General features: G+C 66.2%; 12 protein-coding genes. 5 read left to right on the forward strand and 7 right to left on the reverse strand.

Going from position 1 to position 20,975, the window contains the following annotated elements:
- Positions 1 to 30: 30 nt before the first annotated feature.
- The 3 genes from BLP76_RS00535 to BLP76_RS00545 are packed head-to-tail and all read right to left on the reverse strand — an operon-like array spanning position 31 to position 5,688.
- Positions 31 to 3,300 (reverse strand): error-prone DNA polymerase, encoded by a 3,270-nt coding sequence (locus tag BLP76_RS00535; RefSeq protein ID WP_092808953.1) that lies wholly within the window; start codon positions 3,298 to 3,300, stop codon positions 31 to 33.
- A complete protein-coding gene (locus tag BLP76_RS00540) occupies positions 3,297 to 4,862 on the reverse strand; it encodes a Y-family DNA polymerase (protein WP_092808954.1) in 1,566 nt (521 codons plus the stop codon). The genes BLP76_RS00535 and BLP76_RS00540 overlap by 4 nt, the downstream gene beginning before the upstream one ends.
- Positions 4,783 to 5,688 (reverse strand): ImuA family protein, encoded by a 906-nt coding sequence (locus BLP76_RS00545; RefSeq protein WP_244514325.1) that lies wholly within the window; start codon positions 5,686 to 5,688, stop codon positions 4,783 to 4,785. Before BLP76_RS00545 ends, BLP76_RS00540 begins: the two co-directional genes overlap by 80 nt.
- 299 nt (positions 5,689 to 5,987) lie before the next feature.
- On the opposite strand from BLP76_RS00545, the gene BLP76_RS00550 reads away from it, so the two are divergent.
- Entirely contained in the window at positions 5,988 to 7,775 is a 1,788-nt protein-coding gene (locus BLP76_RS00550; RefSeq protein ID WP_092808955.1) for a putative bifunctional diguanylate cyclase/phosphodiesterase, read from the forward strand.
- An 80-nt stretch (positions 7,776 to 7,855) separates the two neighbouring features.
- Here the strand turns inward: BLP76_RS00550 and BLP76_RS00555 are convergent, their stop codons facing one another.
- The gene (locus tag BLP76_RS00555; protein ID WP_092808957.1) at positions 7,856 to 11,572 is read right to left on the reverse strand and encodes an autotransporter domain-containing protein; all 3,717 of its coding nucleotides are present in this window, start codon (positions 11,570 to 11,572) and stop codon (positions 7,856 to 7,858) included.
- Positions 11,573 to 11,709: 137 nt separating this feature from the next.
- Here BLP76_RS00555 and BLP76_RS00560 point away from each other — a divergent pair, with 137 nt between their 5' ends.
- The 3 genes from BLP76_RS00560 to BLP76_RS00570 all read left to right on the forward strand — a co-directional run bounded on the left by BLP76_RS00560 (position 11,710) and on the right by BLP76_RS00570 (position 15,428).
- Positions 11,710 to 12,612: a PadR family transcriptional regulator gene (locus tag BLP76_RS00560; RefSeq protein WP_244514327.1), complete on the forward strand. Its 903-nt coding sequence runs from the start codon at positions 11,710 to 11,712 to the stop codon at positions 12,610 to 12,612.
- Positions 12,613 to 12,710: 98 nt separating this feature from the next.
- On the forward strand, positions 12,711 to 13,430 hold the full coding sequence (locus tag BLP76_RS00565) for a spermidine synthase (RefSeq protein ID WP_092808959.1): 720 nt from the start codon (positions 12,711 to 12,713) through the stop codon (positions 13,428 to 13,430).
- A 171-nt stretch (positions 13,431 to 13,601) separates the two neighbouring features.
- On the forward strand, positions 13,602 to 15,428 hold the full coding sequence (locus BLP76_RS00570) for an SLC13 family permease (RefSeq protein WP_092808960.1): 1,827 nt from the start codon (positions 13,602 to 13,604) through the stop codon (positions 15,426 to 15,428).
- A gap of 6 nt (positions 15,429 to 15,434) precedes the next feature.
- Here BLP76_RS00570 and BLP76_RS00575 read toward each other — a convergent pair whose 3' ends face one another.
- Positions 15,435 to 16,220: a GGDEF domain-containing protein gene (locus tag BLP76_RS00575; protein WP_170130376.1), complete on the reverse strand. Its 786-nt coding sequence runs from the start codon at positions 16,218 to 16,220 to the stop codon at positions 15,435 to 15,437.
- A 324-nt stretch (positions 16,221 to 16,544) separates the two neighbouring features.
- On the opposite strand from BLP76_RS00575, the gene BLP76_RS00580 reads away from it, so the two are divergent.
- Entirely contained in the window at positions 16,545 to 19,292 is a 2,748-nt protein-coding gene (locus BLP76_RS00580; protein WP_092808962.1) for a cation-transporting P-type ATPase, read from the forward strand.
- A gap of 64 nt (positions 19,293 to 19,356) precedes the next feature.
- On the opposite strand, the gene BLP76_RS18985 is transcribed toward BLP76_RS00580, so the two are convergent.
- Together BLP76_RS18985 and BLP76_RS00590 are read right to left on the reverse strand one after the other, a co-directional pair.
- Positions 19,357 to 20,580, reverse strand: coding sequence for a hypothetical protein (locus BLP76_RS18985; protein WP_092808963.1), 1,224 nt, complete (start codon positions 20,578 to 20,580; stop codon positions 19,357 to 19,359).
- 2 nt (positions 20,581 to 20,582) lie between these two features.
- On the reverse strand, positions 20,583 to 20,876 hold the full coding sequence (locus BLP76_RS00590) for a type II toxin-antitoxin system HigB family toxin (protein WP_092808964.1): 294 nt from the start codon (positions 20,874 to 20,876) through the stop codon (positions 20,583 to 20,585).
- Positions 20,877 to 20,975 lie beyond the last annotated feature (99 nt).

Raw genomic sequence — 20,975 nt, forward strand, 5'->3', positions numbered from 1 at the left:
CGGGCGGGGCGAGAAGGCTGGTGATCTTGGTTAATGGAAATCGCGCGTTTTCACTTTAATGCCGCCGTCGAATCTGAGGTCGGGAATGAAGATGTCGCGGCCGCGCATGCCCATGGCCTTCACGTCGCGGGAATCCGGCCCGCCGCCGGACTTCGCCTGATCGGCGCGGCTGCGCTGGAAGGGGAAGGGCGCCTCGCGCTCGCCGACCTTTTTCAAGAGGTCGGAGAGATCGATGAGCTGATCGGCGACGATATGGGTGACCTCGCCCTCGCGTTGCAGGCGGCCGCGGCAGGCGATCATGCCGGCCGACAGGACGATGCGCCGCTGCCGCTCGAAGAGCTTCGGCCAGACGATGAGATTGGCATGGCCCGTCTCGTCTTCGATGGTGATGAACATGACGCCCTTGGCGCTGCCCGGGCGCTGGCGCACCAGGACGAGGCCGGCGATGGTCACGAAGCGTCCCTCCCGGAGCGTGCCGAGAGCGGCTGTCGGGACGATGCGCCGGCGTGCGAGATCCTCCCGGAGGAAGGCGACCGGGTGCCGGCGCAGGCTCAATCCCGTCGCGGCATAATCTTCCACCACTTCGCGCCCGGGCTTCATCGCCTGCAGGGCGATGGCGGGCTCGTTGCCCTCCGGCCGGATCTTCTCCTCGCGCGCATCGGCGGCGGCAAAGAGCGGCAGCGGACTGTCGGCCAAAGCGCGGATCTCCCACAGCGCCTGGCGCCGGGAGAGGCCGATGGATGAAAAGGCGTCGGCTTCGGCAAGCCGCTCCAGCGCCGCCACCGGCAGCCCGGCCCGCCGCCAGATTTCCTCCAGGCTCTGATAGGGGCGATGGCGGGCGGCGAGAAGCGCTGCGCCGTCCTTGTTGGCCAATCCCTTGGCAAGCCGCAGCCCGAGGCGCACGGCAAAGCGGCCCTCCACGCCTTCGAGCGGCTCAAGCGTGGAATCCCAGCGGCTGTCGTTGACGGAGATGGGGCGCACCTCGACGCCATGCGCGCGGGCATCGCGCACGAGCTGAGCGGGGGCATAAAAGCCCATCGGCTGGCTGTTGAGGATCGCCGCAAGAAAGACGTCGGGATGATGGCATTTCACCCAGGAGCTCGCATAAGCGAGAAGCGCGAAGGACGCCGCGTGGCTCTCGGGAAAGCCATAAGAGCCGAAGCCTTCGATCATCTTGAAGGCGCGCTCGGTGAAATCCGGGTCGTAGCCGCGTTCGCACATGCCGGTAATGAATTTGTCGCGAAAAGCGCTGACCCCGCCGGTGAATTTGAAGGTGGCCATGGAGCGGCGGAGCTGATCGGCCTCAGACGGGGTGAAGCCGGCGCAATGGACGGCAAGCGACATCGCCTGTTCCTGAAAGAGCGGCACGCCGAGGGTCTTGCCGAGAACGCGTTGAAATTCTGGCGTCGGATAGGAGGGCGTCTCCTTGCCCTCGCGACGGCGCAGATAAGGATGCACCATCTCGCCCTGGATCGGGCCCGGACGCACGATGGCGATCTGGATGGTGAGATCGTAGAGGTTTTTCGCCTTGAGGCGCGGCGACATCGCCATCTGGGCGCGGCTTTCGATCTGAAAGACGCCCATCGTGTCGGCATGGCCGATCATTTCGTAGACGGCCTCCTCCTCTGCAGGGACGGTGGCGATGTCGAGATCGCGCCCGCAATGGTCCTTCAGAAGATCGAAGGCGCGGCGCAGGCAGCCGAGCATGCCGAGCCCCAGAACATCGACCTTCATGAAGCCTAGAATGTCGATGTCGTCCTTGTCCCATTCGACGATCTGACGGTCGGCCATCGCGGCGGGCTCGATCGGAACGAGCGTGTCGAGCCGGTCTTCGGTCAAGACGAAGCCGCCCGGATGCTGCGACAGATGCCGGGGAAAACCGATCAGCGCCTTGGCGAGCTTCAAGGTGAGCTGGAGCCGGTAATCGCTGCCATTGAGATTGAGATCGGCGACATGGCGCTCTTCGACGCCTTCCTTGCTCCAGCCCCAGATCTGCGAGGAAAGGGCGGCGGTCACGTCCTCGGTGAGGCCGAGCGCCTTGCCGACCTCGCGCACGGCACCCTTGGAGCGGTAGCGGATGACGGTGGCGCAGAGGGCGGAGCGGTGCCGCCCATAGGTTTCGTAGATCCACTGGATCACCTCCTCGCGCCGCTCATGCTCGAAATCGACGTCGATGTCGGGGGGCTCGCCGCGGTCGCGCGACACGAAGCGCTCGAAGAGAAGGTCGTTGCGCTCCGGATCGATGGAGGTGATGCCGAGCGCGAAGCAGACGGCGGAATTGGCGGCACTGCCGCGACCCTGGCAGAGGATGCCCTTGGAGCGGGCGAAGCGCACGATGGAATGGACGGTGAGGAAATAAGGCGCGTAATTGAGCTCCGCGACGAGATTAAGCTCATGGGTGAGCTGGGCTTCGACCTTTTCCGGCACGCCGCCCGGAAAGCGCCATTGCGCCCCCTCCCAGGTGAGTTTGGTGAGCGCTTCCTGCGGCGTGAGGCCGGGGATCGAGACCTCCGCCGGATATTGATATTTGAGTTCGTCGAGCGAGAAGCGGCAGGCGGCGGCGATTTCGAGGCTTCTTGCGAGCGCCTGCGGGTAGGCGGAGAAAAGCCGCGCCATCTCTTCCGGCGGCTTCAGATGGCGCTCCGCGAAGGGCTCGCGGCGAAAGCCGAGCTCATCGATGGTGACGCCTTCGCGGATCGAGGTGACGACATCCTGCAGGATGCGCCGTTCCGGCGCGTGATAGAGGACGTCGTTGGTGGCGACCGGCGCCACTTTGGCCCGCTCCGCCATGGCGACGAGCGCGGCAAGACGCGCCGCATCGTTCGGCCGGCGGCGCAAAGTGAGGGCGAGCGAGGCATCGGCGCCGAAGGTTTCCTTGAGCCAGGCAAGACGGGCGGCGAGTTCCGCATCCGCCATATCCGGAATGAGCGTCGCCATCTGGCCTTCGCCGAAGGCCGCCACCTCCTCCGCCGTGACCACGCAGCCGCCCTTGCCGGCGCGTTTCTTGCCGAGGCTGAGGAGCTGGCAGAGCCGCGCATAGGCGGCCCGGTCGCGCGGATAGAGAAGAAGCGGCATGCCGCAGGCGAGATCGAGCCGGCAGCCGACGATGAGGCGCACGCCCGTCGTCTTCGCGGCCTGATGGGCGCGCACCATGCCGGCGAGCGAGCCGCGATCGGTGAGCGCCAGCGCCGGAAGGCCGAGACGCGCCGCCTCGGCGAACAATTCCTCCGGATGCGAGGCGCCGCGCAGGAAGGAGAAATTCGAGGTCGCCTGCAGCTCGGCATAAGGGGGGGTGCTCATGCGAAGAAGCCGTGCAGATACCAGCGCTGAGGGCGGCCGCCCACCTCCTCGCGAAACAGCCAGAAGCGCTGGCCGGCCTCGTCCTCGACCTGGAAATAATCGCGGGCGAGCGCGATCTCGCCGGGGGCGCGCCACCATTCGCCGAAAATCCGCTCCGGCCCGTCGGCGCGGCAGATGCGGTGGCGCCGCCCCTGCCAGATGAAGAGGGCGGGCGGATAATCGGGTAAAAGCGCGATCACCTCGACGGGCATCGGATCGGGCAGAAGCCGCGCCGGACGCGGCCAGTCGCGCAGCCAATTTTCCGGCCGCGGCGTCTCCGTCCTGGGTTTCGGGGCAAGGGCCGCGACCCGGCGCACAGAGCGTTCCGGCCAGTCGCTTTCGACGGGCGCCGTGCGGTAGATGCGGCCCGCGCCGAGCCGGTTGGCGAGACGGTCGACGAGGGTGGAAAGATCGGGCTCCTGCGGCCGGCCGTAAAGCTCGGACGCGATCTGCTCGGGCAGGAGCGGGCGCGTGAGGGGGGCGGCGAGAAGGACTTTCTCCACGCCGAGCCCGCAATCGAGGCCGGCAAGCTTTTCGCAGATGAGGCGCGCCATATGCTCTGGTGCGCGATTGGGCTTTGCCATGCGCACCGAGACGATGCTGGTGCTGCGGTCGAGCCGCGTCACGTGAAAATCGAGCCGTCTCGCCCCGTGCTGGCGCGCTTCCAGGGCGGCCGCGAGATCTGAGCAGAGCCGTTCCACCGCCTGGGCGAGCCCCTCCGCCGTGATGACCGGTTCCACGAAGGAGAGTTTCGCGGAGACGAGCTCGGGCGGGATGAGGGGGACGAGCGGCTCGCGCGACAGGCCGAGTGCCTGGTCGAGGCGCAGGAACACGTCATGGCCGAAGCGGCGGGTGATCGGCGCGCGCTTGGCGCCGATGAGGTCGCCGATCCGCTCAAAGCCGAGCCGGCGCAAAGCCTGCGGCGTCTCCGGCGGCAGGCGCAAAGCCTCCACCGGCAAGGGGGCGAGCGCGCGCTTGAGGCTTTCCGTTTCGGCGATGCGGGAGCAGTCGGGCGCGGCAAAGCGGGCGAGCGCATGTGCGGCGCCGACGCTTCCGGCAAGCGCCAGCCTTGCCGTCAGACCCCGGCGGGCAAGACAGCTGGCGAGATCGGCAAGAAGGTTTTCCTCGCCTTCGTCCGGATTGCGGCTCTGCCCTTCTGTCCTTGCCGCAAAAAGATGCGTGCAGCCGGTGACATCGAGAAGAAGCCCATCCGGCGGGGCGGGCGCAACGACGGGGCTGTAGCGGGCAAGGCACCAGGCGGCGAGTTTTGCAAGGCCATGGGCGTCGGCCCTTGGCGCATGGTCGCGCAGGATGAGACCGGGCAGGAGCAGCTGCGCCTGCGTCGCCGCCATGCCGGGTTTCAGCCCATGCGCGAAGGCTTTCGCATCGACGGCGGCGACAAGGCGCTGGGCGCCGATGCGCGTCGTCAAAGCGAGAGGCGCCTCAGGCGGCAGATCGGTCGAGGTGAGGCGCATCCGCTCCGTCGCGAAGAAGGGCAGATACACCGAGACGACCCGTGCCATCGCAGGCCTCCGTGATGAAGCTCGCCGGATCGGCGCCCCGGCAGCGCATGAGATCGACACGCCAGCGCCCGCGCCCGATGCCGGCGACAGGATTGGCGGCAGAAGACGAGGGCATCGGCGGCAGCGAGGGAGCGGAACGGATCCGCCAGCGCGTGGCGGCGGCCGTGGGCTCCGCCCCCGTCTGACGATGCGGCCGCAGGAGGGTGAAGGCCGTCACGCCCTCGCTTTCGGCGGCAAGCTGCAGGCGCCTGGACGCGGTGAGGCCGAGCCGCGCCACCTCGCCGACGACGGCGGCAAGCCCCGGATGCTGCAGCCCCTCTTCCATGGCGGCGAGCACGTCGCGCTCGTGCCAGGTTTCGGCATAGATCACCCGGTCCGGGTCGAGACCGGCGGCCGCAAGGCTCGGGGTGAAGAGATCGCGCGCCTTGAGGCACCAAAGGACAGGGCCGGAGAGGCGGGCGAGAAGGCCGGCCAGAAACAAGGTGGCGGCGGCGATATCTTCCGCGCCGCCATTCCCGCCAGGATTTTCGAACCCGCTCATTCCGCTCGTTCTGGTTGTCCCGGTTTTCTTCGTTCTCTCAGGCTCTTGGCGGTCGATCGGGACGGCCCGCCCGCCCCAGATCTCGTGCAGGGCGCCAAGCCGCAATCCCCCCTCCGGCAGATGCGAATCGATCGCCTCCGCCTCGAAGGCGAGCGCCGGCGCATCCGGGCGCGCCCCGGCCTCCAGCGCGCCCACTTCGCGGCGCAGCTCTTTGAGAACGGTCGCGCGCCAGCCCGCTCCCGACTCCTTGTCGTGTTGTGCTCCGACCATAGAGATTGGGATCATGTTCCTATTTTGTTCCTATGGATTCCCGAGATGGCGAAGAGAGTCAAGGCGCGTCTGTGGCGAGGCGCTGTGAAGAGAGGAAGAGAATGGGGGCGGTAAAATTCCCATCTGCCGCGGCCCGCTGGAAAGCTTCGCAAAAGCTCAGATGACGAGAATGTGAAGCTGTCTATGAACTATTCCATGCGCCGGACGTTCTTGGAGGCGAAGATACAGAAAAGGCGCAGGCTAGTGCTAAACGCTTTTCAATTTATTGAAATATAAGTCGTTGATCGGTCACAAGGCGGAAATGAAGCATCCATATGGCTGCCGATGAAAAAGAAGAAGCGCGTCTGCGCGCGCTTCGCGAGCTCAATCTTTTGGACACGGCGCCGAGCGAAAGCTTCGACCGCATCACCCGCCTTGCGGCGCAATTTTTCGAGACGCCGATTTCGGCGGTTTCTCTCACAGACGTCGATCGGCAATGGTTCAAGTCGCGGGTGGGCTGTGGCCCCCAAATCCCGCGCGAGCATGCCCCTTGCGCCGAGGTGACGCGCGCGGGCGACGTGCTCGTCGTCTCCGATCTCGCCCAGGATCCGCGCTTCAACAAGGGCGTGCTCGTGGAAAACGGCGTGCGCTTTTATGCGGGCGCGCCGCTCGTCACCAAAGAGGGGTTCACGCTCGGCTCCATGTGCGTCCTCGACACCGTTCCCCGTGAGATTGGGCAGGACGACGAGAAGGCGCTCTGCGACCTTGCGGCCATGGTCATGACGCAGATCGAGATGCAGCATGCCTTCGGTCGCATCGATCCCGTTAGCGGCCTGCCCAATCGCATGCAATTCACTGAAAATCTCGAGGATATGGCGCGCGATTTCGCCGGCGAGCGGCGGCTGGCGATCCTTCTCGATCTTGCGCCGCCGAACCAGATCGTCCAGGCGCTACGGGTTCTGGGGCCGACCTATCTCGACGATCTGATGCGCCTGTCAGTCGAGGGCGTGCGCAATCTGAAGGTCGAGGGCCATACGGTCTATCAGGTGGGCGGAGCCCAGCTTCTCGCCGTGATCGGCGATGCGGACGAAGAAAGGGTCGAGGTCGAACTCGTCAAGCGGCTCAACATGCTCGCCGATTTCAGTCGCGGCAGGAGGGCGGCCAGCCTGAGCCACATGGCCTGCGGTATCGCTCCCTTTGTGCTCGGCGAGGCCGAGGCCAGCGACGTTCTGCGCGCCGCGCATCACGCCGCGCAAGACGCCCGTGAAAGCGACCGGGTCGTCGGTATTTATTCGGCGGCGACCGACGAAGAGCACAAACGCCGCTATGCCCTGATCGCCGCCTTGCGCGAGCTTCTGGAGAGGGGCGGTGACGGAGAGCTGTCCCTCGTCTACCAGCCGCGCATCGATTTGAAGACCGGCCGGTGTTATGGCGCCGAAGCTCTGTTGCGCTGGGATCACCCCGAATACGGGTCCGTGTCCCCGGCCGAATTCATTCCGCTCGCCGAACAGACGGATCTCATGCGTCCGCTCACGTCGTGGGTGAAGCTCCGGGCCATTGCCCAGCTGCGCGCCTGGCGCGACGAAGGCTACGATCTGCGCGTTTCCATCAACGTCTCAGCCGCCAATCTGGAGGAGGAGGAGTTCGGTCTCCGTCTCGCCAGCGTGCTTGCCGAGAACGGCGTCTCGCCGTCGTGCCTGGAGATCGAGTTCACCGAGAGCACCTTCATCTCCAACCGCCGCCGCGTGGTGAAGAACCTGACCGACATCCGCGAGCTCGGCGTCGTCTGCGCCATCGACGATTTCGGCACCGGCTATTCGACCTTCTCCTATCTGCACGATTTCCCGGCCGACATCATCAAGATCGACCAGACGTTCATCCGCAAGCTGGAGCCGGGAAGCCGGGGGTCCGTTCTGGTGCAGAGCCTCATTCATATGGCCGGTGCGCTTGGCTACCGGGTCGTGGCGGAAGGCGTGGAGACGCAGGATGTCGCCGATTTTCTGATCGAGGCGGGCTGCCATGAAGGCCAGGGCTATCTGTTTTCCCGGCCCCTGCCGCCGGAGGCTTTCGCCGATTGGCTCAAAAGCCATGCGGCGGAGCGGCTGGAGGGATACGCCGCCTGAGGGCTGCGCTGACGCCTCTGGCGCCCTGGCCGATTCCCCCAGGAACGCCCGGCAAGAACGTTCGGCGGAAACGCCCCTCTCTAAAACCGCATCGAAAAACTGCCGTTGAAATCGTGGCGGTGGCCTTCGGCGGCGAACTCGCCGTCGTAGGAGAAGGACAGCATCGCCATTTCGGCGACCGCGACGGAGAGCGAGGCCCCGAGAAGCGCCGCGTCGGCGGCAACCGGCGCGGCTTGCGTCGCAAAGCCCGGACCGCCGGCCACGAAGCGCAGGTTCGCGGCGGGTGCGAGGTCGCCCTCCGCATGGCGCCAGCCGGCATGTCCGGCCACAACGGCAAGCCGGCCGCCGGGAAGCGTGAAGAGGCTCGAGGCGCGCAGGCCGAGTGTGGAGAAGAGGAGGTTCTGGCTTTCCAGATCTCCGGCAAGCCCTGCCACGTCTCCCGTCTCCGAAATCTCGTCGCCGTCGACATGCAGGAAGGCGAGGCCGGCAAAGGGCTCGATGGCAAGGGCGGCGAGCGAGGTCTCGTAGCTCACCTCGCCGAAGACCTGGCCTGTCCGGTTCCAGTCATCGGCGCGCTCGCGTTCGGCGAATTCGCCGATGACGACGTCGCGCGTCGTCTCGATATGGTTGAACGTATAGGCGGCTCCGCCCGTCAGGCCGAAAGCGCCGATGTTGCGGCCGCCGTAAAGGGCCGCGCCATAGCTGTCGACGACGGCGTTCGCGCCATCGCGTCCGTTAAGCGAGGCGCGCCCGATGACGACGGCGCTGCCGAGACGCCAGGCCGAGCCGACCATATTGTCGAGACCGGCGATGAGCCCGCCTTCCTTGACCGAGTAGCCTGACCTGCCGGTTTCAGCCGAGAAAGTCCCCCAGCTGCCATAGGCCTTCGCCCAAATGTTGCGGCGTGCGCCGCGTGGTTCGCGGCCGGTGTTCTGACCGGCGGCATAGGAGAGCGCCGCGCTCGCCGGGGCTTCGAGGAGATCCTCGCCCGTATAGGCGAGCGGGGAAAAGCGCGAGGGTGTCTCATCGCGCAAAGCCGTCCGCAGGCGCGCTCCGACGGCATCGCGCAGGAAGCGGCCCTGTTCCACGACGGCGCGGCGCGCGGCGCCATGCACCTGTCCGGACAGGTCGCTGTAGGCGGCTTCGGCAGCCGCGGTATCGGGCGAAAGCAGGAGGGCGTCGTAAAGCGCGTTGCCGGCACCGAGGCTTTCGGCCGCCGCGGCGACGGCACGCTGGTCGGCACGGGTGGCGGCATCCTGAAAAGCGACGTCATTGCGCGTGACCGCAAGCGACAGGGCACCGCTCTCGTAATCGAGCGCGAGATCGAGGAAGAGCCGGCTCGTCGCAAGGAGCGTGTCGAAGCGGCCGGTGACGCCCTCGCGTGCCGTCAGGAGCGTGTAATGTCCGGGGCCGCGCGCGCCGGACAAAGCGAGGCTGCCGCCCGCGATGACGGCCTGGCCGGCGACATCGACACGGTCGCTCGACCCGTCGGTGGCGAGCTCGGCGGCATAGGTCGAACCGGAGGCGAGGGTGAGATCGCCATCGACCGACAAGGTGCCGATCCCGTCGGCTCCTGGCGAGAGCGTGCCGCCCGCACCGACCCGTGTCGTGCCGACGCGGCCGGTGCCGCCGAGAAGACCGTTGTCGCCGACTTGAAGCGTGCCGGCGAGGGAAGCTCCGCTGCCGGCCTCCTCGCCGACGAGCAGGCGCGCATTGCGGATGTCCGTCGTGCCGGTGAAATCGGAGGAATCCCCGGTCAGGATCGTCGTGCCGGAGAGAACTTTGACCGTGCCGTTGCCGGTAAGAGCCGTGTCGAGCCTGTAATCTGGGTCGGAATGGTTGAGGAGGAGGGTGCCCGTCCCGTCCCCGAAGGCGATCGTCTCAGCCTCGATGCGGCCGGCAGAGACGGGGGTGTTTTCAGAGCCGATGGTGAGCGTGCCCACAGAGCCGTTCTGCTGGGCGACGACGAGATTTGTGGCCGTGACGGCGCTCCCGCCGGCGGCTTGAAGCGTGCCAGTGCCGGCATCGGCGACGACGAGCTCGCCGCGCGAGGTGAGTGCCGAGCCCTCGCCGATGACGGTCGCGGTGCCATGTCCATCGGCCTCGCCGCCGAGCACCATTCTTTGCGCCGCGGCATGTCCGCCGCCGGAGACGGTCAGTGTGCCCGATCCCGCCTCACCGACGGTCAGATCGCCCGCACTTTCAAGCGATGAGCCGCTGCCCCCGATCCGCACCATGCCCGACGAACCGGCCTTTCGGCCAAGCACGATGCGGATGCCATGGGCCTCGGCGCCGGTGAAGACCTCCGCCTGTCCGCGTCCCGCATCGCCGATGACGAGGTCGCCGCGCGCGTCGAGGCGGGAGCCTGATCCGCTCATTCGGATCGTCCCGTCACCATCGGATTTCGAGCCGGCGGCCACGTCCGTCGCGGTGAGGGTTGCGCCAGTATGGATGGAAAGAAGGCCGGAGCCGCGCGTGCCGATGGAAATTCCGTCGATCACCGTCCAGGACGAGCCGCCGCCATCGAGAGCGGCGGTGCCGGTGGCTCCCGAGGTTTCTCCGAGGCTCGCACTGTCGCTTGTGACGGTTCCTGCCGCCGTGACGTGGAGCGTGCCGGTTCCGCCTGTCGATTCCGCGCCGCCTGCCGATCGCGCGTCAGCGTTGCCGCCGATCGCAAGCGCCTTGGTCGTCCACGAAGAGCCTTCGCCGGAAACCGTGACGCGGCCATCTGAGCCGGCCTCGGCGCCGAGCGTGCTTTCGCCGCTCGTGAGCGTTCCGCCGGCCGCGACCTCGATGTTTCCCGCGCCTTTGCCCCCGACGGTGAGCGCGCCTGTCGTCCATTGGCTGTCCGATCCGTTGATCGCGACTTTGCCGTCGGCGCCGGCCTCCGCCCCGATCACGCCGGAGCCAGAGGCGACCGATGCGGCGCCCGAGACGGAGAGAAGCCCCGAGCCGCGCGTGCCGATGGCAATTCCATTGATGACGGTCCAGGACGAGCCACGCCCGTTGACTGTGACTTCGCCCGTTCCGCCTGCCTGGTCGCCGATCGTGCCCGAAGCGCTTGCGACCTTGCCGCCTGCGGCGATGTCGAGGCGGCCGGATCCGGCGTCGCCGACCGTCAGGCCGTGAGCGATGTTCCAGGTCGAGCGATTGCCGGAGATGGTGGCGATGCCGTCAGCGCCGGCGGCATCGCCGAGAAGTGCGCTGTCGGCCGCGAGCCAGCCGGAGGCAAGCTGAAGCTCGCCGATGCCGGCTTTGCCGACGATGAGGGCTGTGGCGACCGTGGCGAGAGACTGGCCGGTGAGGATGAGTTTGCCGTCGCCGGCAGGCGCTTCGCCGAGCGAAAGCGAGGAGGTGACGAGAGAGGCGCCACCCTCGACGCCGAGCCTGCCCTGGCCCTCGTCCCCCACGATGAGGCTGCCGGCATTCTGCCAGTTGGCGCGGTCGCCGATGACGGTGGCATCGCCCTCGGCGCCGCTTTTATCGCCGATCGTCGCGGTTTGCGTCGCAAGACGGCTCAGAATCCGGATCGTGCCGCTTCCCGAGGCGCCGACGGAAAGCGACCGAGCCTCCGCGTCCTCACCTTCGAGACGCACCGCAGGTGCCGCATCGATCACGGCCGCATCGTCGCGGGACGGAGCGCCGGAAGTCCAGTTTCGGGGATCCTGCCAGGTGTCGCTTGCTGTCGCCTGCCAGGCGGTGTCGTCGGCAAGGCCCGGCGAGGGGAATCCAAAACCGGCGGCCAGAAGGCCGACTCCCACGCCCGAAAATGCAGAACGCAACAAACTGATACGCATTTGCCGCTCTTGTGCCACGCATTGGTTACCAATCCTCTTTCGGTCGGCGAAGATTTCCGGGTCTGCCCTCTTGAGTTCGATGCATATTAGATATATCTAACATAACGACATATCGAACATATATCGGAGATAGAAGTATGCATCGTCATCACCATTCGGGTGCGGAGCGCGGACATCCTCGTTTCGGCGGCGGTTGCCGTCACCGGCACGACGCAAGCGGCGGTCGCGGCCGCGCGTTTTTTGAAGACGAGACCTTCGAACGGGACATGTACGAGGACGAGGCCGAAGGCTGCGACGGTTTCGGTCCTGAGCGCAGGGCGAGAGGATTTGGCCGCGGCGATGCCCGCAGGCCGGACGATCGCCAAGATTTCGGCGGTTGGGGGGCTGAAGGCGGGCGGCACGGTCGCCATGGCCACGGCCATGACGGCCCTTATGGAGGCGCTCATGGCGCCCCGAGGGGCGGCTTTGGCGGTGACCCCCGGGGCGGGCACCGCGGGAGTCATCGTGGGGGTCACCCCGGCGGTCACCGTGGCGGCGGCTTTGACGGCGGGCACGGAAGCCATGGCGGCGGACGCGGTCGCGGCGGCCGCATCTTCGACCAGGGCGATCTGCGCCTCGTCATCCTGACGCTGATCCGCGACGAGCCGCGCCACGGCTACGACCTCATCAAGGCGATCGAGGAAAAGCTCGCCGGCGCCTATGTGCCGAGCCCGGGCGTCGTCTATCCGAACCTCAACATGCTGGAGGAGATGGGCCACGCCTCGATCGAGGAGCGCGACGGCCGCAAGCTCTATGCGATCACGGACGAAGGGCGCACCTATCTTGAAGCGCACGACACGCGCGTGAAGGCGATCTTCGCGCGCATGGAAAAAGTGGCGGCCATGCAGTCTTCGCGCTCCGCGCCGGAGGTGCTGCGGGCTTTCGAGAACCTCAAAATGGCACTGTCGCTCCGCAGCGAGCGGGGCGCGCTGTCGAAGGAGGAATCTCAGGCGATCGCGGCGATCCTCGACGAGGCGGCACGCGCCATCGAGCAAAGCTGACCCTGCACGGCAGCCATGCTGAAGCGGCATGGCTGCCGCGCCTTTCTTCTTTGCGTCAAATGGTGCAAGGGCGGGCTTCCCCCATCCAGAGGTCTCCCTTGCTCCCCTGGCTCAAGCTCGATACGGCGCCGCTGCCGGCAGGCGGCGAAATGCGTCTCATGCAGCGCGGCGGCGATTTTGCCATCATGGTCGGCCGCGCCGAATTGATGAATTCCCGCCAGAGCGGCTCCGAAGAGGCTCTGGCGCATCTCGCCTGTGCGCGAATTTCAAACCGCAGGCGCCCGCATATTCTGATCGGCGGTCTCGGCATGGGGTTCACCCTGCGTGCGGCACTTGCCGATCTTCCGCCGGAAGCGCGCGTCACCGTCGCAGAACTCGTGCCGGCCGTGGTCACCTGGGCCGGCGGGCCGCTGGCGGAGCTTTACGGCACCAGCCTCACCGATCCGCGCGTCACCATCGTGGAGGAGGATGTCGCCCGGCTGATCGCCGATGCGAACGGCACCTATGATGCGATCCTGCTCGATGTCGACAACGGGCCGGACGGTCTCGTCGCCGAAGACAACGAAACGCTCTATGCTTGGCGCGGGCTCGGCGCGGCACGCCGGGCGTTGACGGCCGGCGGCGTGCTGGCGATCTGGTCGGCCGCTCCCGATCGCGCCTTTGCGGAAAGGTTGCGCCAGTCGGGCTTTGCCGTCGCCGAACAGAAGGTGCGGGCCCGCTCCAACGGCGCCGGCGCCCGCCATGTCATCTGGCTTGCGACACGCAGTTCCGGCGATCAGGCCGCAAGGCCGGCGCCGCGGCGGCGGACACGACGCTGAACGCCTGACGTCCGCATCGCCTGACATCCACGTCGCCTGACATCCGCGGCGCCTGACATCTGCGGCGCCTGATCTCCGCGTCGCCTGGGGCGGGCGACGTTCGACTGAGAATGCGCTATGGCGGGGGAATGCACCCCCGTCCTTTTGCCGTATCAGCCCTTCTGACCTGAAATGACGATCGACCTTGCCCTCGTCCTGGCGCTTCTGGGCGCTGCGATCGTGATGTTCGTCGCCAACCGCCCGCGCATGGATGCGGTGGCCGTGATCATGATGGTGGCGCTGCCCTTCACCGGAGTGCTCACCGTTTCCGAGGCGCTGTCGGGGCTGTCCAACCCCAATGTCGTGTTGATCGCGGCGCTCTTCATCATCGGCGAGGGTCTGGTGCGCACCGGCATCGCCCAAAGGCTCGGCGAGCGCATCGTGGCACGCGCCGGCGGCAATGAGGCCCGCCTCATCGTCTTGTTGATGGTGACGGTGGGCCTGGTCGGTTCGGTGATGAGCTCAACCGGCGTGGTGGCGCTCTTCATCCCCGTGGTCCTGCGCGTCGCCCGCTCCGCCGATCTCGCGCCCGGACGTCTGATGATGCCCTTGAGCGTCGCCGGTCTCATCAGCGGCATGATGACCCTCGTGGCGACGCCGCCGAACCTCATCGTCCATTCCGAGCTTTTGCGGCAGGGGTTCGAAGGTTTCGGCTTTTTCGCCATCACGCCCTTCGGCGTGCCGCTTCTCGTTCTCGCCATCGTCTACATGCTCTTTGCCCGCCGTCTCCTGCCCGGCAAGCCGAAGAAGGCGGGCGGGGTCGTGCGTCCACATCTCTCCGACTGGGTCGAGGAATATGGGCTCGCCGAGCGCGAGGGGCGGTTGCGCATCGAGGCGGGTTCGTCCCTCATCGGCCACCGTCTGAAAGATCTCGACCTGCGCTCCACGTCGGGCGTCAATGTCATCGCGATCGAGCGCGGCCGCGGCTTTGCCCGCCATCTCATCCGCCCGTTGGCGCAGACAGAGCTGCACGAAGGTGACATCCTCTTTCTCGATGTCTTCGTGCCGACGATCGACATCGACGATGTCTGCCAGCGTTTCGGCCTCTCCCGCCTGCCCCTCTCCGGCGCCTATTTCACCGACCGCTCGCAGGAAATCGGCATGGCGGAGATGATGGTGCCGGTGGAATCGAGCCTGATCGGCCGCACCGTCGTGGAGGCGCGCTTCCGCTCCGAGACCGATCTCGCCGTCGTCGGCCTGAAGCGCGGGCGCAAGGCGGTGACGACCTCGATCCTCGACGAGCCCTTGAAGCTCGGCGATACGCTTCTCGTCTTCGGGCCGTGGCGGGCGATCCGAGCTTTGCAGGCGGAGGGAAGCGACACCATCGTTCTCAATCTGCCGGCCGAACTCGACGATGCTCTGCCGGCGCCGGGTCGCGCGCCCTATGCGCTCGGCGCCCTTGCGCTTCTCGTCGGGCTGATGGTCTCAGGCGTGGTGCCGAACGTGCAGGCGGCGTTGATCGCCTGCCTGGTCATGGGGCTTTTCGGCTGCGTCGACATGACGAGCGCCTACCGGTCGATCCATTGGCAGAGCCTCGTTCTCATCGTCGGCATGCTGCCCTTTTCGCTCGCCTTGCAGAAGACGGGCGGCGTCGATCTCGCCGCCGATGCGCTGTTGTCGGTCGTCGGCGACGCCGGTCCGCGCGCCGTTCTCGTCGGCATCTTCATCGTCACGGCGGCGTTTTCGCTGTTCATTTCCAACACCGCGACGGCGGTTCTGATGGCGCCGGTCGCCGTCGCCGTCGCGGCCGAGCTCCACGCCTCGCCCTATCCCTTCGCCATGACGGTGGCACTCGCCGCGTCCTCCGCCTTCATGACGCCGGTCTCGTCGCCGGTGAACACGCTCGTCATCGGGCCTGGCGATTACACCTTCATGGATTTCGTGCGCGTCGGCGTGCCCTTTGCGGCGATCTCGCTCATTGCCACAGTGACCCTCGTTCCCTGGCTCTTGCCGTTCTGACGGGGATCAGGTCGCCGAAGCGAGATTTGGGCTGACGAGCCTGAGCGGCGGGACCGTGGGCGTGGCGGGGCCGACGGCGATGCGATTGCGCCCGCCGCGCTTGGCCTCGTAGAGGCGTTCATCGGCAAGACGGTAGATGTGGTTGAAGGTGCCGCCGCCCGAGACGCTGGCACCGCCGATGCTGACGGTGAGCTGGTGCGGGCATTCCTGTGGGGAAAAGGAAGCGGTTTCCACCTTGCGGCGGATGCGTTCGGCGATTTCGCCGGCATCGACTGTGCCGGGCAGAAAGACGCCGAATTCTTCACCGCCGAGCCGGCCGACAAGATCGTCGATGCGCATGCTGGCGCGGATCGCCGCCGCGATGACGCACAAGGCTTCATCTCCGCATTGATGGCCGAAGCGATCGTTGATGCTTTTGAAGCGGTCGGCGTCGATGACGAGAAGGGTGCCGGGCCGCTTATCGTTCGTGTCGCCTTTCGCGTTGCCAGGATCGCCGGCGCCGTGCAGCCAGTCGTCGACGAGGGTGGAGAAGGCGCGCCGCGTGAGACAGCCGGTGAGCCCGTCGATTGAGGCGATCGTGTTGAGGCGATGGTTGGTCTTTGCGAGCTGCCGGAGCTTCAGCGACAGATAGAAGAAAGACGGGGCGGCGAGGAGGCACGCCACCACGGCGGAGCCGAACAACGCGCGCGAAAGCGCCGGATCGCCGAGATCGCGAAATAGCAGGAAATTGAAGGAAACGGCAAAGACGACGCAGAAAAGCGTGCCGAGCGTCGTCCAGCGTAGGATTTGCATACGTCCCCGCGGAGAAACTTCTGAAAGCATGGGTGTGCCGAACCTTCCGTTCCGTCACGGAAACTAGCTTCTATTCCTGAACAGTCCTTTGGCGGTTTCGCAAAAGTTGTAACTGTTTGCTGGTGAAGCTTACAGCTTGCGGCCGCGGGGGCCGAACTCTGGGATTCCGGACGAGCGCGACATATCGCCGGCCGGGCTTTGACCGGCGAGGCGGCCGACGCCACTTCAAGGATGAGGCGTTGCGTGCGCGGGATTGCGGACTCTCGCGCCGGCGAAAGGCCTCGCGAAACGCAAGCGCCCGAAGCCCGAGGGCGGGAGGATCGGATGGTGCGGGACATCCGAGGAGAGGGACGCGACGAGACGGCCCTGAGCCGCGGCCGCGCCGCGGAGGCGCGCGCCGATGTCGCCGTTCATGCCGCGCCGCTCGAGACGGTGTTCGACACATTTGGCGCAAGCCGCGACGGGCTGAGCACGGCGGAGGCGGACGACCGGCTTGCCCGCTTCGGGGAAAACCGCCTGCCCGTCGCCAAGCCGCGCGGACCGCTTCTTCGTTTCCTCGCCCAGTTCAACAATCTTCTGATCTTCGTTCTTCTGGCCGCGGCGGTCGTGACCGCGTGTCTGGCGGAATGGATCGACATGTCCTTGATCCTCGCCGTCGTCGTCATCAACGCCGTCGTCGGCTTCATCCAGGAGGGGCGGGCGGAAAAGGCGCTCGAGGCGATCCGCGGCATGGTGAGCCCGCATGCCTCCGTCCTCCGCGACGGGCGGCGCCTCACCGTGCCGGTCGAAGAGCTGGTGCCCGGCGATGTCGTGCTTCTGGAGGCGGGCGACCGTGTGCCGGCCGATCTCCGGCTCTTCCGCGCCCGCGGGCTCCGGATCGAGGAGGCGGCGTTTACCGGCGAATCCGTGCCCGCCGACAAGGCGCTGGGCGAGGTGGCGGCGGATGCGCCGATCGGCGACCGCATCTCGATGGCTTTTTTCGGCACGCTCGTCGTCAACGGCCAGGGGGCGGGCGTGGTGGTCGCGACCGGCGAGGCGACGGAGCTCGGCCATATCACGCGGCTTCTGTCCTCGGTGGAACAGCTGACGACGCCGCTTCTGCGCCAGATGGACGTCTTCGCCCGCCAGCTCACCTTCGTCATTCTGGGCGCTGCGGCGCTCGTCTTCCTGTGGGGCGTTTTCCTCACCGGCTATCCCTGGGAAGAGGCCTTTATGGCGGTGATCGGGCTTGCCGTTGCCGCGATCCCGGAAGGCCTGCCGGCGGTGATGACCATCACGCTCGCCATCGGTGTGGAACGCATGGCGCGTCGCAACGCCATCATTCGCCGCCTGCCGGCGATCGAGACGCTGGGTTCCGTTTCCGTCATCTGCTCCGACAAGACCGGCACCCTGACGCGCAACGAGATGATCGTCTCCTCCGCGATCCTGGCCGATGGCGAAATCGAGATCGTGGGGTCGGGATATGCCCCGGAGGGTGAGCCCATCAGAAACGGCGAGCCGGTCGACAAAGAGGCGCATTTCGCGCTCGGACTTCTCGCCCGCGCCGCCCTTCTCTGCAACGATGCGAGCCTGCGCCAGACGGAGGACGGCTGGGTCGTCGAGGGCGATCCGATGGAGGGCGCGCTCGTCACCTTTGCCGCGCGCGCCGGCTGGCACTGGGAGACGACGCGCGGCGCTTTTGAGCGGCGCGACGAGCTGCCCTTCGATTCCACCACCCAGTTCATGGCGACGCTGCACCAGGAAGACGATGCCCGCATCGTCTATGTGAAGGGCGCGCCCGAATGCGTACTTCGAATGTGCGACCGTCAGGTCGACGCGGACGGCGAGGTGCCGCTCGACCGGGCGAAATGGCAAAGCCATGTGGAGATGCTGGCGGCGGATGGACGCCGGGTTCTCGCTTTCGCGGCGAAGGTGGTTGGCGAGAGCGTGGAGGCGCTGTCACCGGCCGATGTGGAAGAGGGGCTGTCGCTCATCGGCCTCGTCGGGCTGATCGACCCGCCGCGCGAGGAGGCGCGCGATGCCGTCGCCGATTGCAAGCGCGCCGGCATCGCCGTCAAGATGATCACCGGCGACCATGCCGCGACTGCCGGCGCGATCGGCCGCAGGCTGGGTCTGAGCGGCGATGTCGCGGTTTTGACCGGACCCGAGCTTGATAAGATCGGCGAGGCGGACTTTCCCGCCCGCGTCGCCGCGACCGACGTGTTCGCGCGCGCCAGCCCCGCCCACAAGCTGCGCATCGTGGAGGCGCTGCAGGCGCAAGGCGCGGTCGTCGCCATGACCGGCGACGGGGTCAACGACGCGCCGGCCCTGAAGCGGGCCGATGTCGGCGTGGCCATGGGGAAAAAGGGCACCGAGGCCGCCAAGGAGGCGGCCGACATGGTGCTCGCGGATGATAATTTCGTCTCGATCGTCGCCGCCGTGCGCGAGGGGCGCACCGTCTACGACAATCTCAAGAAGGTCGTCGCCTGGACGCTGCCGACGAATGGCGGCGAGGCGGCGGCGATCATGGGCGCCATGCTGTTTGGCCTGACGCTGCCGGTGACGCCCGCCCAGATCATCTGGATCAACATGGTGACGGCCGTGACGCTCGGGCTGACGCTCGCTTTCGAGCCGACGGAGCCCGGCACGATGGGACGGCCGCCGCGACGCCCCGACGAGCCGCTCGTCTCGCCCTTCCTGTTGTGGCGGATCGTCTTCGTTTCCGGCCTCTTCGTCATCGGGCTTTTCGGCATGTTCAATTGGGCGCTGTGGCGCGGCGAGAGCGTGGAGACGGCGCGCACCATCGTCGTCAACACCATGGTGGTGATGGAAATCGCCTATCTCTTTTCCATCCGCTATATCGGCGGCCCCTCGCTCACCTGGCGCGGCCTGATGGGCACGCGCGCCGTCCTCATCGGTGTCGCGATCCAGGTCGTGGCCCAGCTTCTCTTCACCTACGCACCGCCGGCGCAGTTCATTTTTGCAAGCCGCGCGCTTTCGGTGGGTGAAGGCGCGATGATCCTCGGCGTCGGGGTTGTGCTGTTTGCGGTTTTGGAGGTGGAGAAGGGGGTGATGCGGCGGTGGAGGGGGTGAGGGGCACCCACCTCTTGATGGCTTGCAATACGTTGCAGCCATGCAGGGCGCTTCGGTTAGAAGTTTAGCCGCCATTCTCCATCAGAAACCGCCCGACTTCCTTTGCGCCGACGAACTGCGACAGGAGGCGGTAGTTGTTTCTCTCGTGACGGACGCGCCCTGCGACGATCGCCGGATGGACGCCGGCTTCGTGTGCGAGAGAAAGGATGTTCCGCACATTCGGACTGGAACGCGCGGGATGTTTTTCCCAGAGGTCAGATGGGATCAGCGCGTCTTGGGCCCATTCGTCCGCTTCGCGCTCGCGCACGTCATCGCGCTCATGGTTGCGTTCTCGAAGTTGCAGGTCGTCGATGAACACCTCGTCCGTGCCCTCTGGAAAGTGACGGGCAAGATGGGCGAGTTCGTGCAGGAGGCAGAACCAGAAATTGTCGAGGCGGTCGTATCGGATCGTCATGCCCACCACCGGCACGTTTTCGACAGTCCAGAGTGCCGCTCCGTCGAGATAGGTTCTCGGCATATGGGCGGCGACGACCAAGGCAATGCCGTGCTGCGCCAGCTTCTGCCTTGCAAGTCTCGGACCTTCGTCGAACGTGCTCAAACGCGCCAGGTCTCGAAGGAACTCAAGGTCGATCATCCCTGTCTCGTAGCGACCCTCGAGATCGACGTCGCGAGCTCTGCACAGAACGTGGAGACACCAGGCCTGTAAGGCATTGATGTCCGTTTTGGCGTTCGCACGCGTGCCATGACCCTGGCGGAAGAGCGCTTTCGGCAAAGCTTCCGGGCCGCCCGCACAGGCGATCAGGCTTTGCACGATCTCTTCCGCATGGTCTTTCAGGTTTTCTGTCTTCTTGATCCAGCCGCGCCTCGCCATTTCCGCGAGGGGAAAGCGGTCGAGGTCGATCCCGGAGGGAGCCTTCGGCAAGCCTCCATCGCCGATCAGGATATCGGCGGGAATGCCAAGATGTTTGTGCAGGGCACGGATCATCTTCAGCGTGAGATCCCGCTTGCCGCTGAGAACCTCGGAGGCTTTGGCGCGGCTTCCGATGATCGGCGCAAGATCGCTCTGGTTCATGTCGAGCTGCTGCATGCGAAACCTGATGGCCTCGACGGGATCGGGCGTATCCATGGGGAAATGCCGATCCTCATAGACTTCGACCAGCGTCGCGAGCACGTCCAGCTCATCATCTTCTGCCGAAGAGCGGCCCATCTCCATGAGCTCTTCGATGCGGGCGAGGGCTGCGGCATAGTCCTGGTCTGAATGAATGGGCCGGATATGAGATTCACTCATCGTCACACCTCCTCCGCATCGATCTGGTCGTACTCTTTATGGGTTCCCAGAAAACGGACGAACCCGATCCTCTTTTGGTAGTCGAACTTCACGATCAGCCGATATTTGTTGCCGCAGATGTTGAAGACCACGCGCCCACCTTTGAGAATACTCGCATTGCGGTAGTGAGCCTTGATGTCCGCCGGTGATGCCCATTCCGCCCGCTTGGCCTCTGCCCACCACACATCGAGTTGCGCCTTCGCATCGGGAAAGCGCTCTCCGAATGCGATCAGCTTGGGCCGAGCAATGATCCTCATGCATGAGATTTATACCGCAGCATCTCAAGGCGTCAATTTAATATGCTCCCTTGATGGGAGCGATTCAAGATGTAAGAAAATAGTCCGGGGTTGTGGGGG

The organism is Afifella marina DSM 2698 (genome assembly GCF_900102695.1).
Taxonomy (GTDB): Bacteria; Pseudomonadota; Alphaproteobacteria; order Rhizobiales; family Afifellaceae; genus Afifella; species Afifella marina.